The sequence below is a fragment of the Streptomyces sp. a15 genome (genome assembly GCF_059026085.1).
The window spans coordinates 1-15,667 of record NZ_JBWLKM010000032.1; the positions used below are offsets into that span (position 1 = coordinate 1).

Consider the following 15,667-nt stretch of genomic DNA (forward strand, 5'->3'; position numbering starts at 1 on the left):
GCCATGGTCGGCGACGGCGTCAACGACGCGGCCGCACTGGCCACCGCCGACCTGGGCCTGGCCATGGGCACCGGCACCGACGCGGCCATCGAGGCGGGCGACCTGACCCTCGTACGCGGCGACCTGCGCGTGGCCGCCGACGCCATCCGCCTGTCCCGCCGGACCCTGGCCACCATCAAGGGCAACCTCTTCTGGGCCTTCGGCTACAACGTCGCAGCCCTGCCACTCGCCGCCCTCGGCATGCTCAACCCGATGATCGCGGGGGCGACGATGGCCTTCTCATCGGTGTTCGTCGTCACCAACAGCCTGCGGTTGCGGTCCTTCAGATAGAAACGCCGAGAGGAGCATAATCAGCGGCCCGAAGAGGCTGACCAGGAGTGCACCTGTGCACCGTTGCGAGGTTGACTCCCACGGCACTCCTTGAGGCACTGGCACCCCACGTCAGCCACAAGGGCGGTTGCCAGGGCCTGTCCGAGGTCGTGTGTTCGCCCGCGTGCCCTACGAGGCGACCATTCGCCAGGTGCATAACCCCTTGTCGTACACCGTCATTTGCAACGTCTTGATGCGTGATTGCAGCCAACCTCACGCGCCGGTACGAGTGCTCGGCCACATCTCGTGGTGGTGGCAGTCCATGCGGCGATACTGGCCGGACGTTCGAAGCAGGGGGATGAAGTGGCGTGGTCAACAGGACTGCCCGGTCTGGCCGTCGGCCTGTTGATCGCGGCGGTGACCGCGCCGGTGGGAGTCTCCGGAGCGGTGTTCCTGCTGCCCGTACAACTGAGTGTGCTCGGCGTGCCCAGCCCGGCGGTCACCCCCACCAACCTGCTGTTCAACGTGGTGGCCGGACCGGGTGCGCTGCTGCGCTACCGCCGTACGGGCCTGCTGAACAGCCCGCTGACCCGCCGCCTGGTGGCCGGCACCCTGCCCGGCGTGGTCGTCGGCGCCGTGGTGCGGGTCTTCGCCGTCCCAGGGCCGGCCGCCTTCCGCCTCCTGGTCGCCGGCCTGCTGATGCCATTGGGCCTCTGGCTCATCAACCGCACCCTCCGCCCCGCCCGGCCCAATCCGAGAGCGGAACCGTCTCCTCGCACGATCACCGGCCTGGCCCTGGCCGTCGGGATCGTCGGCGGAATCTACGGAATCGGCGGCGGCTCCATCCTCGGCCCCATCCTGGTCGGCCGCGGCATGCCTGTCGCCCAGGTCGCCCCGGCCGCCCTCGCCTCCACCTTCGCCACGTCCCTGGCCGGCGCTGCCGCCTTCGCGCTGCTGTCCGTGACGAGCTCCAGCGATGTCTCCCCCGACTGGTACCTCGGCCTGGCCTGCGGCCTCGGCGGACTCATCGGCGGTTACCTCGGCGCATACCTCCAGCCCCGCCTGCCGGAGACCGCCCTGCGCCTACTGCTCGGCGTCCTCGCGGCCGCCCTCGGCGCCGTCTACGCCGTGCAGTCATTGGGCTGAAGCAGCGCCATTGCCCGACACCATGCCACGCGGCCGTCCTCAGTCTCGCCCTGACCGCTCGCTCCGACAGCGAGCGAGCGAGCGACGGCACGGACGCTCCACAACCGGGTGCCGGAACCGGCCTCATGGTGAGCAGTGCGTGTCGCTTCAGGCATGGGGGGTGTAGGCCGCCAGAACGATCTCGGTGACGAAACGGGGGGCATCCTCCGGATCCAGCGCTCCGTTGGCCACGTCTGCCGCTGTGCCTTTGAGAACGTGATGGAGGGCGCTCGCCAACCAGCTCGCGGGGAGGTCGTCACGGAAAACGCCTTCCGCCTGGCCGCGAGTGATCAGGTCGCGGACACGCTGCTCGGGCCTGGCGTGAAGGGCGTGAATCCGCCCTGAGGGCAGCACCGCCTGCGCCGCTTCGAGGACAGCACTCGCCTGCGCGATCAGGAGCCAACTCGACCTGATGAGGGCGTCCAGCGCGGTGCGTGGATCACCCGTGAGGTCGAGGCCCTCCAGCACCTCGTCGCCTTGGGCGAGCAGGCGTGTCAGCGCCGCCTCGACCAGGCTGTCCCGGGAAGGGAAGTGGCCGTAGAGGGTGACTCGGCCCACCCCTGCGGCGTGTGCGATCTGGACCACGCTCGCGTCGGAGTTGCGGCTGAGGCAGTCGATCGCCGCGTCGAGGATCTTCTCCACATTCTGTTGGGCATCGGCTCTGCGGGTGGCTCCGGGAACTGAGCGAGACATGCAACCCCTAACTCAAACAGTGGTGTACGGGTTAGAGTAGCGCCTACAACTCGAACACTACTGTTTGACTTACCGTGAAGGGGTGACCGTCATGACCGAATCGATGGCCTCCACCAGCTCCACCGTCAGTCCCAACCCACGCCGTTGGAAGATCCTGGGACTCGTGGGCGTCGCGCAGCTGATGCTGATCCTGGATGTCACCGTTGTCGCCATCGCTCTGCCGCACATGGGCGCGGACCTCGGCCTGGAGCGCGAGGCGCTCACCTGGGTCGTGAGCGGCTACACCCTCGCGTTCGGCGGCCTGCTCCTGCTCGGAGGCCGCGCCGCCGACCTGTTCGGGGCCCGGCGCCTGGTCCTGGTGGCTCTGCTGCTGTTCGCCGGCGCCTCGCTGCTGGCGGGCCTGGCCACCTCCGGCCCAATTCTGCTGGGGGGACGCGTGGTGCAGGGCCTTGCGGCGGCCATGCTCTCCCCTGCCGCCCTGTCACTCATCGTCACCCTGTTCGACGGCGAGGAGCGGAACAAGGCGCTGGGAATCTGGTCGTCACTGGGCGGCACCGGAGCGGCGTTGGGCGTGCTCCTGGGAGGGCTGCTCACCGCGGGCCCCGGGTGGCCGTGGGTGTTCTTCATCAACGTCCCCGTGGGCGTGGTGGTCTTCGTCGCCCTGCGCACACAGCTCCCGCCGCAGCCGCGCGCGGCCACGCGGGGCCGGCTCGACGTGGTGGGCGCGGTGCTGGTGACCGCCGCCACGGGCACCCTGACCTACGCCTTGATCAGGGCCGGCGACAAGGGATGGGTGACGATGGCGACAGCCGGTCTGGTCGCCGCCGCGGCTCTCCTCTACGGGGCCTTCGTCGTCCGTCAGCGCCGGGCGGCGTCTCCGCTGATGGACGTCAGGCTTCTGGTCCGCCGGCCGGTCGCGACGGGAACGCTGCTGATCCTCGTGGCCACCGCTTTGATGATCATGGTGTTCTTCCTCGGTACGTTCTCCCTGCAGGACCACCGTGGACACGGGGCGCTCGCCACCGGCCTGCTCTTCCTGCCCGTCGCGCTGGCGACGATGGCCGGGGCGACCGCGGCGGGCCGCGTGATCGGGAGCACCGGACCCCGGGCACTGGGGGTGTCCGGTCTCCTCCTCGCCGCCGCCGGCATGTCGATCCCCGCGCTCTGGGACAGCACCCCCGCTCTGGTGACCGGCATCGCAGTGGCTGCCGCCGGCACCGGAGTGCTCTTCGTCGTCGCTTCCGCCACCGCGCTGGGGCAGATCGAACCGCACGAGGCCGGCCTCGCATCCGGAATCGTGAGCACCTTCCACGAGTTCGGCGCCTCGCTGGGCGCCGCCGTCGTCTCCAGCATGGCCGCGGCGAGCATCGCCGGAACCGACGAGGCGGGCTTCTCACGCGGCTTCGCCACCGGCGCCGTCGTGGCTGCCGCAGCAGCGGTCCTGGCACTGGTCCTGACGCCGGGCCGCGCTCCCCGTGAGCGCGCCCAACAGCCGGACCCGGTGTGACGTGACGGGCTGAGCAAACGCCGTAAGCCCCGCCCTGCTGCATTGCAGCAGGGCGGGGCTCCGACTGTTCGCGGCGCGGCTGAGGTGCCGACGGTAGGAAGAGCCATCCCTCGGGAGGGATCCCGGCCTCTCCGGAGTTGCCGATCGCCCCGTCGAGGCTCCTGGATTACGCGGCTCGGCACCAGTGTCGCCGCCACGGCACAGGCCGCCTGATGCACACGGATCCGCCTCTTCACAGGCGAGGAGCTGCCTGGCGCACGCCGTGTACGCCGACGCCTTCTGCGCCCCGCCCCGGCAAACTCGGACGTTACCGGCCTTCGCCACGGCCTGGACCACCCACGCGCCCTTCCCCACGGACCACTGCCACCCCCAGGCCGCCGTGTCCGTGCGCCGAGGGCCGTCGCCTTCTACCGCCGCCAGGGCTGCCGAGCGCGGCGGAACCGTCGCTCCGAGAACTGACAGAGCCGCACGGCTGACCTCCTGACCAGCAACCGCCATATCCATGCGATGAGCCGCACAGGCAAAGCTCGCCGATCGGCAACGGACTGATGCGCGGGCCGCCTGGGTAATCCTCCAATCGCACATAAGATGCAACAGCAATATCCAAGCAATAAGAGCGTGAGGCTGATGAGGACCCGTCGAATACGAAGTGCCGCCATCGCGGCAGCGGTTGTGGTGGCCGGAGGGGCCGCCTGTTCCGCACCCAGCGGCGGCAGTGACGGCGAGGCCGCCGACTCCGTCGTGATCGGAGTGGCCTCCGAGCCCGACACCCTCAGCCCGCTGCTCGGCTACGGCAAGGACGGCAATTCCAAGGTCTTCGACGGACTCCTCGCCCGCGACGCGGACCTGAAGCTGGGACCCGCACTGGCCACGGCCCTGCCCGAGGTCGACGAAGACGGACTCACCTACACGTACACCCTGCGCGAGGGCGTGAAGTTCAGCGACGGCGAGCCGCTGACGGCCGACGACGTGGTCTTCACCTACCGGACCGTCCTGGACGAGAAGACCAACAACACCTCCCGGAGCGAGCTGGACGCCGTCAAGGAGGTCCGGGCGAGCGGTGAGGACGAGATCGTCTTCACGCTCAAGTACCCCTACGCGCCCTTCGCCGGGCGCACGGTCCTGCCCATCGTCCCCGAGCACGTCGCCGGCGAGCAGGACCCCAACACGGGCTCGTTCAGCACCAAGCCGGTCGGCACGGGCCCGTACATCCTCTCCACCTGGAGCAAGGGCGAGAAGCTCACCTTCAAGGCCAACCCGCACTACTGGGGCGGCGCGCCGAAGATGAAGACGTTCACCATGGCGGTCATCGCGGACGACAACGTGCGCGCCACCCGGCTGCGCTCCGGCGACCTCGACGGCGCGGTCCTCCCGCCCAACCTCGCCGCCACCTTCAAGAACGACGACGGGGTGAAGACGTACGACGCGAAGTCCTACGACTTCCGCACCGTCACCCTCCCCACCGCCGACAAGGTCACCGGGGACCGTGCGATCCGGCAGGCACTCGACGCCGCCGTCGACCGCGAGGCCATGGTGGACAAGGTCCTCGACGGCGCGGGCAGGCCGGCGTACGGACCGCTGCCCGTCGACGACCCCTGGTTCGCGAAGGGCATCGAGCGTACCCAGGACCTCGGAAAGGCCAAGCAGATCCTGGACCAAGCCGGCTGGCAGACCGGCGAGGACGGCATCCGCGCCAAGGACGGCCAACGGGCCACGTTCACCCTCCTCTACCCCTCGGGCGACAAGGTCCGCCAGGACCACGCCCTCGCCTACGCCTCCGACGCCAAGAAGGCCGGCATCGACGTGAAGGCGGAGAGCGCCACCTGGGAGGTCATCGAACCGCGGATGAAGAACACCGCGGTCCTCGCGGGCTTCGGCAGCACCGGCGACCCCGACTTCGGCCTGTACACCCTGTTGCACTCCTCCCTCGCCGGCGATGGCTTCAACAACATGGCCCGCTACGACAACCCGACCGTGGACCAGGCACTCGACACCGGCCGCCGCAGCTCGGACACGGCGACCCGAAAGGCGGCCTACGACACGCTCCAGCGCGCCCTGGCGAAGGACCCCGGCTACACGTTCCTCACCCACATCGACCACCTGTACGTGCTCGGCGACCGCTGGGACGAACTGACCACCCAGCTCGAACCGCACGAGCACGGCTTCGCCAGCGGCCCCTGGTGGAACATCGAGGACTGGCAGCCGAAGAAATGACCGGAACATCCCTGCCCTGGGGAGCGATGGCACGCCTGGCGGGACGGCGGACCCTGTTCGCCGTCCCCGTCCTGCTCGTCGTCACCTTCGGTGTCTTCGCCATCGCCGCCGCCTCCCCCTTCGACCCCGTCAGGGCGTACGCGGGCACAGCCGCCCTCGGCGCCGACCAGGAGACCCTGGACCGGCTGCGGGACAACCTCGGCGTGGGCCAGCCGTTCACCGCCCGCTGGTGGGACTGGCTGGGCTCCGCTCTCGGCGGCGACCTGGGCCAGTCCAGCGTGCTGCGGCAGCCGGTGGCGCAGGTCATCGGCGAACGCCTCGTGTGGTCCTCGCTGTTGTGCGCGGTCGCGTTCCTCGTCGCCGTGCTGGCAGGCACCCTGCTGGGGGTACTGGCCGCCCGCCGCCCCGGATCGTGGCTCGACCGGATCGTCAGCTCGCTCGCCTACGCCCTGGAGGCAGCGCCGGTCTTCTGGATCGCTCTGCTGGCCATCTGGCTGTTCGCTCTCCAGCTGGACATCCTGCCGGCGGGCGGCCTCACGGACACGGCCAGCGAGCACATCACCCCAGGGCAGGTGGCGAGCCATCTGGTCCTGCCCGCCGGCGTCCTCGCCCTCTCCCAACTCCCCTGGTTCACCCTCTACGTGCGGCAGGGTGTCGGCGACGCCCTGGCGGAGGACCCGGTACGCGGCGCCCGCGCGAGGGGCTTGAGCGAGCGCACCGTCCTGCTCGGGCACGCCCTGCGCTCCGGCCTGCTTCCGGTCCTTACCCTGGTCGGCTCCCGCGTCCCCGAACTCATCACGGGCGCCCTGCTCGTGGAGAGCGTCTTCAGCTGGCCGGGCATCGCGGCGGCCACCGTCGAGGCGGCCACCGCCGTCGACTTCCCCCTGCTCGCCGCGCTGACGGCGCTGGCCACCGCCGCCGTCCTCGTCGGCAACCTGCTCGCCGACCTCCTCTACGGACTGTTCGACCCGAGGGTGAAGCTCAGTGAAATGTGACTCCCATGGCTGAGGCCGCAGTCGAGACCGAGAAGCGGTCCAGGACGGCGTGGCGCTCCCCCGGCGCGAGCCGCCGCTCCACCCGCACACTGCGGGTGCGCACCTCGGTGGTCCTGGTGACGGTGACCGTGCTCGCCGTGCTGCTCGTGCCGCCCTTCGTCCAGCTCGACCAGCAGGCTGTCGACTTGGCGGCCAAGCTGCAACCGCCGTCCTGGGCGCACCCGTTCGGCACCGATGACGTCGGCCGGGACCTGCTGTTGCGCTGTGTCTACGGGCTGCGGGTCTCACTGCTCGTCGGTCTGGCCGCCGCGCTCACGGCAACGCTGATCGGGACCGCCATCGGGGCCACCGCCGGAGCGCTGGGCGGCTGGGCGGACCGTGGCCTCATGCGGGTGGTCGACGCCTTCTCCTCCGTACCCCACCTACTGCTGGGCATCTTCATCGTCGCGATGTTCCGGCCGGGCGTCTGGCCGGTGGTGGTCTCGGTCGCGCTCACCCACTGGCTGTCGACCGCCCGGATCGTCCGCGCCGAGGTCCTCTCCCTGCGCTCCCGGCCGTACATCGACGCAGCCGTCTCCGGCGGCGCGTCCCGGTGGCGGGTCGCGGTACGGCACCTGCTGCCCGGTGTGCTGCCCCAGGCCGTCCTCGCCGCCGTACTGATGGTGCCGCACGCCATGTGGCACGAATCAGCCCTGTCCTTCCTCGGACTCGGACTGCCCACCCACACCGCGAGCCTCGGCACCCTCATCCAGAGCGCACGGGGCTCGCTCCTGTCCGGACAGTGGTGGCCGACCCTCTTCCCCGGCCTCTTCATCATCGTCCCCACCCTCGCCATCGCCGGCCTCGCCGGAGCCTGGCGGGAGCGGATCAACCCGCGCCGCCGATCGGAGCTGATGCTGTGACTCTCACCAAGCGACAGCCCGTGCTCTCGGTACATGGACTGTCCGTACGATTCCTGATGCCCGGCGGACGCCGCATCGCCGCCGTCACCGACGCCCACTTCGACGTGGCAGCCGGCGAGTGCCTCGCCCTGATCGGCGAGAGCGGCTGTGGCAAGTCCGTCCTCGCCTCCGCCCTCCTCGGCCTGCTCCCTGCCAACGCCCAGACCGCCGGCGAGGCCCTCCTCGGCGACCTCGACCTGCTCGCCGCCGACGAACGCACCCTCGCCCGCACCGTACGGGGCCGCCGGATCGGCCTCATCCCGCAGAGCCCAGCCGCGCACCTGACCCCCGTCCGCACCATCCGCTCCCAGCTGGAGGAAACCGTCACCGCACTGACCGGCGTACGAGGCCGCCCAGCCGTGCGTGCCGCTGCCGAAGCGGCGGCCGAACGCACCGCGTTCCCCGCCGACCACCTGGACTGCCACCCCCATGAGCTCTCCGGCGGCCTCGCCCAGCGCGCCGCCACCGCCCTCGCCCTGGTCGGCAACGCACCTCTCCTGCTGGCCGACGAACCGACCACCGGACTCGACCGCGACCTCGTGGAGCACACGGTCGACGAACTACGACGCCACATCGACGACGCCGACGCCGACCGAGCCCTGCTGATGATCACCCACGACCTTGCCGCCGCCGAACGCATCGCCGACCGCGTCGCCGTCATGTACGCGGGCCGCATCGTCGAAATCACCGACGCAGCCGCCTTCTTCGGCACCCCCGGCCCCCGCCACCCCTACAGCCGCGGCCTCCTCCAGGCCCTCCCCGACCGTGCCTTCACACCCATCCCCGGCATGCCTCCGGAACTCGGCGACCTGCCCGACGGCTGCGCCTTCGCGCCGCGCTGCGATTGGGTCACCGACGCCTGCGCCACACTGCCGAGCCTGGCTGGCGCCGTCACCGTCGCATGCCACCACCGGCACGTACCCAAGGACGCCCGTGCTTGAACTGCGCGCCATCACCGCCGGATACGACAGAAGCACTCCCGTCGTGCGTAACGCTTCCCTCACGGTCGAGCCGGGCGAAGCCGTCGGCCTGCTCGGCCCCAGCGGCTGCGGCAAGTCGACCCTGGTCCGCGTCGCCGCCCTGCTCCACCGCCCAGAGTCCGGAACTCTGACCCTCGACGGCACCCGCGTACACCGCTGGCGACACCGCGCCCCACGCGAACTCCGCACCGCCATCGGCGTCGTGTTCCAGCAGCCCAGACTCTCCGCGGATCCCCGACTACGGCTCACCGACCTGATCGCCGAACCACTCCGCGCCACCGGCCGCCGCGACGCACTACCCGAGCGGGTGACCGAGCTCGCCACAACCGTCGGCCTGACCCCGGACCTGCTGGACAGACGCCCCCACGAAGTCAGCGACGGCCAACTCCAACGCGCCTGCCTCGCCCGCGCCCTCGTGCTGCGCCCGCGCTGGCTGATATGCGACGAGATGACCGCCATGCTCGACGCCTCCACCACGGCCGCCCTCGTCGCCGTCGTCGAGGACTACCGCCATACCACCGGCGCGGGCCTGCTAGCCGTCGGCCACGACCACACGCTCCTGCACCGCTGGTGCGACCGCACAGTGCACTGGGAGACGCTCCGCGATTCACCGTCGATCGCCTGATGGGCGCAACGTACACGAGCGGACACGTCGGCTTCGACGCCTCCGGAGGGCGAGAGGCCCTACGCGTCGCGTTCCAGGTCCGGGCGCTGCCTGAAACCGGTACCTCCACACTCCTTGCGGCAAGAGCGCCGCAGTGGGGCCGACCGGCAGGTGTGATGAAACTGCATCAGCTCATCAGAACGGCGCTTCCGTGGTACCGCCAGACGGCATTGCACCTGTCAGCGGCACACCTGCGGGAAGCGGCAGGTTGCTCACCACGAACTGGTTCAGGATGTCGTCGCGATCCATGAACATGATCTGGCTCCGCTTCGCGGCATCCAAAGCGTTGCCAAGCCAGTTACGGGCAGCCTTGGTGATCTCCCCGCCAGCCACGATGAACGCATGGTCGACGAGGACGCGCCGATTGGTCTCAGGGTCGAAAATCTCGTGCGCCAGCATCATCAAAGCCTGATTGTGGATCTCCGGACCGTCGAAGCGGTACTGGAGGGCAGGGGTCTTCGCCTCACTCACCGCTCCACGCTAACCGCCTCTTCTTACGGGCCGACCGCTGGGCCCCAACTCCCCACACCTGCCTCCCGCACATCAGCGGGGAACTCTCACGCGGCCTTCACAGGAGGGCGGGTGTGGATCGCTGTTCCGCCCCTTCGTGCCGTGCGGAAACAGTACGGAGGCGGTGCGGAGGCAATGCGGAGGCATTGGTCGGGGTCACAGGTCGCTCGGTGTGCCGAGGCCCGTGAGGGCGCCGACCGGGTCCAGGTCGGGGGTGCCGCGGGGCCACCAGTCGTCGTGGCCCGGCTCGGACTCGTAGGCGTACCACAGGCCGTCGCGGCCGAGGCGGAGCTGGACATGGCCGCGGGGGTGGGTGAGGTGGCTGTGCCAGGGGCGGAAGGCGGGGAGGTCGGCGGCGAGGAGGAGGGGGCGGGCACGGTCGAAACGGCCGGCCGGCGGGTCCCAGGGCTCTTCGAGGACGGCGAGGCCCTCCAGCCCGCCCTGCCGCCAGGCGGCGACCGCGCGGGCCAGTTCGGACGGGGTACGGCCGGCGGCGGAGGCGAGTGCCGCGTAGAGGGCGCGGGTGCCGGCGGTGAGTCCGGAGCCGGGGCGGGCCGCGGCGAGCCGTACCGCGTCCTGCCACAGGGTCAGTTCGCCGACCGGGTCCCGGCCGGTGGCGAGCAGCGCGTGGGCGCGGGCCGCCGCGTCGGTCGCCAACTGGTCCAGCGCGAAGGGGTCCGGGCCGCCCGGGGCCGCGGGATACACCGGGGGCTGCTCGGGATGCGGGGGCGGGGGCAGGGGCGTCGGGAGGGGCGGGAGCCTGCGGGGCGCGAGAGCGTCACTGGCCCGTACGCCGGGCAGCGGAGCCGGTCCCTGGTCCTGTGCGGCACGGGCCGCGCGGGTGGCGCTCAGCCGGGACAGGGCGTCGAGCAGGTCCCGTTCGCCGCGGCCGCGCAGCAGGAGCAGCACGAAGGGGTCGGCGTCGAGCAGTCGGGCGGTCTGGTAGCAGAGCGCGGCGGCGTGCTTGCAGGGGTGACCGCGGTCCGGGCAACTGCACTGCGGTTCGAGGTCGCCGGGGCCCGGGAGCAGCCGCACGCCGCTCTCGGCGAGCGCCTGGGGCATCTCCTTGTCCAGCAGCGCGGCGATGTGTCCCGGCCGCTCGGCGGCACTGTCCAGGAACCGCTCCCAGTCGGCGTCGTCGAGCGTGCGCAGTCGCACCTGCACGCGGTACGGCCGGGGGCGGCTGCCCTGCACGTACGCGAGCACCAGGCCGGGAGTCACCGTGATGGCGTCCACGTTCCCCTGCTCGGCGTATCCCCTGCCGCGCGCCAGCCGCTTGGCATCCAGCGCCCCCTCTTCCAGCGCGGCGACCCACGCGTTGCCCCACCAGGTCTCGGCGAATCCGGTGCCGTCCGAGGGGCGGGGCGCGAAGGCGGGGAAGGTGCGACGCAGGTCGCCGTCACGGCCGGGGGCGGCCATGGAAGGGGGGCGGTGGGGTGGTGGTGCGGGCGGGGTCGCGGGGTTGGGGGCGGGGAGCGGCGGGGGCGGGGTGGGCCTCGTCGTGCCGTCGGCAGAGTCCGCCGGGCTCATGGCGGTTGAGGGCGAGGGCGATCCTGCGCTGTCGGTGCCCTCTTCCGTGAAGTCGCTGTCTCCCGGCTCCTCGGCCGGCATCCGGAAAGCGTCGGCCAGCAACTCCCGTACGTCACGTGCCCGGCGGTCGGCGGCCCGGCCGGACGCGGCGCCCCGAGCCGGGGAGGCGGCGGGCGGGGTGCTGCGGCCCGCTCGTCGTGCGGTCTCCTTCTCCTGGGTCACGGCGTCCGCCCGAGCCCGCCGCGCCGTGTCGCGGGCCGCACGCAGCGCCTCGCGCGCGACGTCCGCGGGACGCATGCCCCAACCGTCCGCTTCGCCACCGGCAGACGTCTCCTGCGCCGAGCTGCCTGAAGTACCGCCGTCGGCACCGGCGAACGGGTCCCGGGCCGGCACATCGGCCTCGCTGTCGGACGCGCTGCCGGTGCCCGCCTCCGGCGTTGCCCTGTCGTCGACTCGGTCTGCGTCATCGGCGTCCGCGGTCCCACCGCGCCTGGCGGCGATCGCCCTCCGAAGCGCCTCGCGGGCCACGTCACCCGGCCGCGCCTGAGCCGCCGGAGCCTGGTCGGGAGCCGCCTGCGCCCCAGGCACCGTCTGCGTCCCCGGACCCGCCTCCCTCCCGGGCACCGTCTCCGCCCCAGGCACCGTCTGCGTCCCCGGACCCGCCTCCGCCCCAGGCACCGTCTCCGCCCCGGGCACCGTCTGCGTCCCCGGCACCGTCTGCGTCCCCGGACCCGCCTCCGGCCCAGGCACCGTCTGCCTCCCGGGACCCGCCTCCCTCCCGGGCACCGTCTGCCTCCCGGGCACCGTCTCCGCCCCGGGCACCGTCTGCGTCCCGGGACCCGCCTCCGGCCCAGGCACCGTCTGCGTCCCCGGACCCGCCTCCGCCCCAGGCACCGTCTCCGCCCCAGGCACCGTCTGCGTCCCCGGACCCGCCTCCGGCCCAGGCACCGTCTGCGCCCCAGGCACTCCGGCGTCCGCCGGCGCCGCAGCGTCCTGCTCCCCAGCCCTCCCGTGTTCCCCCGCCTCCTCGGGTGCCGTACCTTCCTCGGGCAGCCCGGCCTCCCCCGGCGCCCGTCGCCGCTCGGCATCCGCCGCCCCGCGGTCGGCGGCGCGCTCCCGGGCCTCTTGGAGTGCGCGCCGTGCCCGGTCGGCGGGAGTGGGGGTCATTGGGGCCTCCGGAGGGAGACCAGGTCGGTGAGTTCGCGGTCGGTCAGTTCCGTGAGGGCCGACTCGCCGGAGCCGAGGATCGCGTCGGCGAGGGCGCGCTTGGCCTCCAGCATCTCGGCGATGCGGTCCTCGACCGTGCCCTCGGTGATGAGGCGGTGGACCTGGACGGGCTGGGTCTGGCCGATGCGGTAGGCGCGGTCGGTGGCCTGTTCCTCGACGGCCGGGTTCCACCAGCGGTCGAAGTGGACGACATGGCCCGCGCGGGTGAGGTTCAGGCCGGTGCCGGCCGCCTTCAAGGACAGCACCAGGACCGGGGTCTCCCCGTTCTGGAAGCGGTCCACCATGCGTTCGCGCTCGGGCACCGGTGTGCCGCCGTGCAGGAGGTCCACCGGGACCGCGCGGGCGGTCAGGTGGGAGGTGATCAGGCGGGCCATGCCGACGTACTGCGTGAAGACGATCGCCGACCCGTCCTCGGCGAGGAGCGTGTCCAACAGCTCGTCCAGCAGGGCCATCTTGCCGGAGCGGGCGGCCAGTCGGTCGGTGGCCGTCGTCGGGACGTCCTCTTTCAGGTAGAGCGCGGGGTGGTCGCAGATCTGTTTCAGCGCGCCCAGCAGCTTCAGCACCAGACCCCGGCGGCCGATGCCCTGCGCGGTCTCGATGGCCAGCATCGACTCGCGCACCACCGCCTCGTACAGCGCGGCCTGTTCGCGGGTGAGGGGGACCGGGTGGTCCGTCTCCGTCTTGGGCGGCAGCTCCGGGACGATGCCGGGGTCGGACTTCTTGCGGCGCAGCAGGAAGGGCCGGACGAGGCGGGCCAGCCGGGCGACCGCCTCGTCGTCCTCGCCGTTCTCCACCGCGCGCGCGTGGCGGGCGCGGAAGGACTTCAGGGGGCCGAGGAGTCCCGGTGTCGTCCAGTCCAGCAGGGCCCAGAGCTCCGACAGGTTGTTCTCCACCGGTGTGCCGGTGAGGGCCACGCGGGCGGGGGACGGGATCGTGCGCAGGGCCTTCGCCGTGGCCGAGTACGGGTTCTTGACGTGCTGGGCCTCGTCCGCGACGACCATGCCCCACCGCTGCTCGGCCAGTCGCGGGGCCGCCGACCGCATGGTGCCGTACGTCGTGAGCACGAAGCCGCCGTCGAGGTCGTCCAGGGTGCGCTCGGGGCCGTGGAAGCGGCGGACGGGGACGCCGGGTGCGAACCGGGTGATCTCCCGCTGCCAGTTGCCGAGCAGGGAGGCCGGGCAGACCACCAGTGTGGGTTCGGCGCGGGCTCGGCGCAGGTGCAGGGCGATGAGGGTGATCGTCTTGCCGAGTCCCATGTCGTCGGCGAGGCAGCCGCCGAGGCCGAGGGAGGTCATGAGGTCCAGCCAGGCCAGGCCGCGGAGTTGGTAGTCACGCAGGGTGGCGTGCAGGCCGGGCGGCGGCTCGGCGGGCCGGACCCCGGCCGTCAGGCGGTCGCGCAGGGTGGCCAGGGCGCCGGCCGGGACCGCTTCGACCGTCTCGCCGTCGACTTCCGTACTGCCGGTGAGGGCGACGGACAGCGCGTCGACCGGGTCGAGCAGGCCCAGTTCGCGCTTGCGGGCCTTGCGGACGAGGGCGGGGTCGACCAGCACCCACTGGTCCCGCAGGCGGACGACGGGGCGGTGGGCCTCGGCGAGCGCGTCCATCTCGCCCTCGCTGAGCGGGTCGCCGCCGAGCGCCAACTGCCAGCGGAACTGGAGCAGTTCCTCGCTCTCGAAGAAGCCGGTGCCGTCGGTCGCCGAGCCGGGTGCGGGCCGGACCACCGCGGCGGCGGTCAGGTCCTGCGCCAGGTCCCGGGGCCAGTGCACGGCCACTCCGGCCGCCGCGAGCCGGGTCGCGGCCACGCCGAGCAGATCGCCCAACTCCTCGTCGGACAGGGCCAGTACGTCGGGCACGTCCTGCTCGGCGAGGCGGTCCAGGGGCGGCCACACGCGGGCCGCGCGGCGCACGGCGAGGGCCGCGTCCACGCGCGCGCGGGGGCCGAAGGCGGCGTCCGCGTCGCCCGCCCACAGGGCCGCCGCGTCGACCACGAGGGTGGGGTCGGCGAGGCTGTGCACCTGGACGATCGCCGCGCCCGCGTGGCGCGCCCCGTCGCCGCTGTCGTCGAACAGGTTGTACGCCGCCAGGTCCAGGCGGAGTGAGATGCGCACGCCCGCGTCCATGCCGGCGGCGACCTCGGCCGCCCAGTCGGCGGCGCCGGGCAGGCGCTGCGGCTCGCGCGCGGCGAAGGGCTTGCCGGAGGCGTACGCGGCGGCCGGGGTGCGGGGCAGGGTGTCCGCGACCGCGTCCAGGAAGGAGCGCATCAGCGCTTCCGGTTCCGGCAGCCGGATCACGCCCGGGCCGGGCAGCGGGACCGCGTGCCCTTCGCAGGGCAGGGCGGCCGCCACCGCGCGCAGGTGGGCGATGTCGTCCGGGTCGAGGGGGCCGGCCCGCCAGGCGTCGTGGCCGGTGGCTGTCAGGCCGGGCAGCAGCCGGCCGCGGGCGGTGAGCCGCAGCGCGTGCAGCGCGGCGGCGCCCCAGCAGGCGGTGGCGGGGTGGGCGGCGGGGTCGCGCCGGGCGCGGACGAGCAGCGGCAGGGCCTCGCCGAGGGGGAGCGAGAGCGCGGGGGCGGTCCTGCGGCGTACTCCGGCGCCGTGTCGTCGTACGACGGTGAGTTCGGTGTCGGGGGCGGGCAGCTGTCCGTCTTCCGGGTCCCAGAAGGCGATCCGGCCCTCGCGCGGGAGGGGCGCGGGCAGGAACACGGCCGCGAGGCGGAGGGGGACGGACTCCGCCGCTCGCCCTTCCGTCAGGAGCGCCCCGTCCGTCGGGAGCGCTCGGCCCGCGCTGCCCGGCGCCGTCGTCGCCATGCCGCTCATACGTCCTGTCACCTCCCGCCCGTGTGTCGGATCAGTCGTCTTCGACTCTACGGGCGGGGTCTGACAATCGGCCCCGCCGACCGGCCGGGGCCCGTCGGC

General features: G+C 72.5%; 11 protein-coding genes and 1 pseudogene. 8 read left to right on the forward strand and 4 right to left on the reverse strand.

Features of this window, described 5'->3' with window-relative positions:
- Together AC5P09_RS28125 and AC5P09_RS28130 are read left to right on the forward strand one after the other, a co-directional pair.
- A pseudogene (locus AC5P09_RS28125) lies at positions 1 to 330 on the forward strand (heavy metal translocating P-type ATPase); the annotation flags it as partial.
- A 342-nt stretch (positions 331 to 672) separates the two neighbouring features.
- Positions 673 to 1,455, forward strand: a complete 783-nt coding sequence (locus AC5P09_RS28130) for a TSUP family transporter (protein WP_493876556.1) — start codon at positions 673 to 675, stop codon at positions 1,453 to 1,455.
- A gap of 147 nt (positions 1,456 to 1,602) precedes the next feature.
- On the opposite strand, the gene AC5P09_RS28135 is transcribed toward AC5P09_RS28130, so the two are convergent.
- The gene (locus tag AC5P09_RS28135) at positions 1,603 to 2,136 is read right to left on the reverse strand and encodes a TetR/AcrR family transcriptional regulator (RefSeq protein WP_493876557.1); all 534 of its coding nucleotides are present in this window, start codon (positions 2,134 to 2,136) and stop codon (positions 1,603 to 1,605) included.
- Positions 2,137 to 2,278: 142 nt separating this feature from the next.
- On the opposite strand from AC5P09_RS28135, the gene AC5P09_RS28140 reads away from it, so the two are divergent.
- The 6 genes from AC5P09_RS28140 (at position 2,279) to AC5P09_RS28165 (ending at position 9,449) form a co-directional block, all read left to right on the forward strand.
- Positions 2,279 to 3,694 carry an MFS transporter gene (locus AC5P09_RS28140; protein WP_493876558.1) on the forward strand — a complete coding sequence of 472 codons (1,416 nt, stop codon included), beginning with the start codon at positions 2,279 to 2,281 and terminating at the stop codon, positions 3,692 to 3,694.
- 627 nt (positions 3,695 to 4,321) lie between these two features.
- Positions 4,322 to 5,908, forward strand: coding sequence for an ABC transporter substrate-binding protein (locus AC5P09_RS28145; RefSeq protein ID WP_493876559.1), 1,587 nt, complete (start codon positions 4,322 to 4,324; stop codon positions 5,906 to 5,908).
- Positions 5,909 to 5,934: 26 nt separating this feature from the next.
- The gene (locus AC5P09_RS28150; RefSeq protein WP_493876637.1) at positions 5,935 to 6,903 is read left to right on the forward strand and encodes an ABC transporter permease; all 969 of its coding nucleotides are present in this window, start codon (positions 5,935 to 5,937) and stop codon (positions 6,901 to 6,903) included.
- Between the two features lie 5 nt (positions 6,904 to 6,908).
- Positions 6,909 to 7,805: an ABC transporter permease gene (locus AC5P09_RS28155; RefSeq protein ID WP_493876560.1), complete on the forward strand. Its 897-nt coding sequence runs from the start codon at positions 6,909 to 6,911 to the stop codon at positions 7,803 to 7,805.
- A 56-nt stretch (positions 7,806 to 7,861) separates the two neighbouring features.
- Positions 7,862 to 8,785: an ABC transporter ATP-binding protein gene (locus AC5P09_RS28160; RefSeq protein ID WP_493876561.1), complete on the forward strand. Its 924-nt coding sequence runs from the start codon at positions 7,862 to 7,864 to the stop codon at positions 8,783 to 8,785.
- Positions 8,778 to 9,449, forward strand: a complete 672-nt coding sequence (locus AC5P09_RS28165) for an ABC transporter ATP-binding protein (protein WP_493876562.1) — start codon at positions 8,778 to 8,780, stop codon at positions 9,447 to 9,449. Before AC5P09_RS28160 ends, AC5P09_RS28165 begins: the two co-directional genes overlap by 8 nt.
- A 174-nt stretch (positions 9,450 to 9,623) precedes the next feature.
- On the opposite strand, the gene AC5P09_RS28170 is transcribed toward AC5P09_RS28165, so the two are convergent.
- The 3 genes from AC5P09_RS28170 to AC5P09_RS28180 form a co-directional block, all read right to left on the reverse strand.
- Positions 9,624 to 9,959: a hypothetical protein gene (locus AC5P09_RS28170; protein ID WP_493876563.1), complete on the reverse strand. Its 336-nt coding sequence runs from the start codon at positions 9,957 to 9,959 to the stop codon at positions 9,624 to 9,626.
- Between the two features lie 195 nt (positions 9,960 to 10,154).
- Complete coding sequence (locus tag AC5P09_RS28175; RefSeq protein WP_493876564.1) at positions 10,155 to 11,825, reverse strand: SWIM zinc finger family protein; 1,671 nt, start codon at positions 11,823 to 11,825, stop codon at positions 10,155 to 10,157.
- Positions 11,826 to 12,691: 866 nt separating this feature from the next.
- Positions 12,692 to 15,559, reverse strand: a complete 2,868-nt coding sequence (locus AC5P09_RS28180; RefSeq protein WP_493876638.1) for an SCO1167/SCO6262 family helicase — start codon at positions 15,557 to 15,559, stop codon at positions 12,692 to 12,694.
- Positions 15,560 to 15,667 lie beyond the last annotated feature (108 nt).

Bases quoted from the DNA above. Each gene is read 5' to 3' on its own strand.
- AC5P09_RS28140 (WP_493876558.1), top strand. From the start codon at position 2,279: ATGACCGAATCGATGGCCTCCACCAGCTCCACCGTCAGTCCCAACCCA.
- AC5P09_RS28145 (WP_493876559.1), top strand. From the start codon at position 4,322: ATGAGGACCCGTCGAATACGAAGTGCCGCCATCGCGGCAGCGGTTGTG.
- AC5P09_RS28150 (WP_493876637.1), top strand. From the start codon at position 5,935: ATGGCACGCCTGGCGGGACGGCGGACCCTGTTCGCCGTCCCCGTCCTG.
- AC5P09_RS28155 (WP_493876560.1), top strand. From the start codon at position 6,909: ATGGCTGAGGCCGCAGTCGAGACCGAGAAGCGGTCCAGGACGGCGTGG.
- AC5P09_RS28160 (WP_493876561.1), top strand. From the start codon at position 7,862: ATGCCCGGCGGACGCCGCATCGCCGCCGTCACCGACGCCCACTTCGAC.
- AC5P09_RS28175 (WP_493876564.1), bottom strand. From the start codon at position 11,825: ATGCGTCCCGCGGACGTCGCGCGCGAGGCGCTGCGTGCGGCCCGCGAC.
- AC5P09_RS28180 (WP_493876638.1), bottom strand. From the start codon at position 15,559: ATGGCGACGACGGCGCCGGGCAGCGCGGGCCGAGCGCTCCCGACGGAC.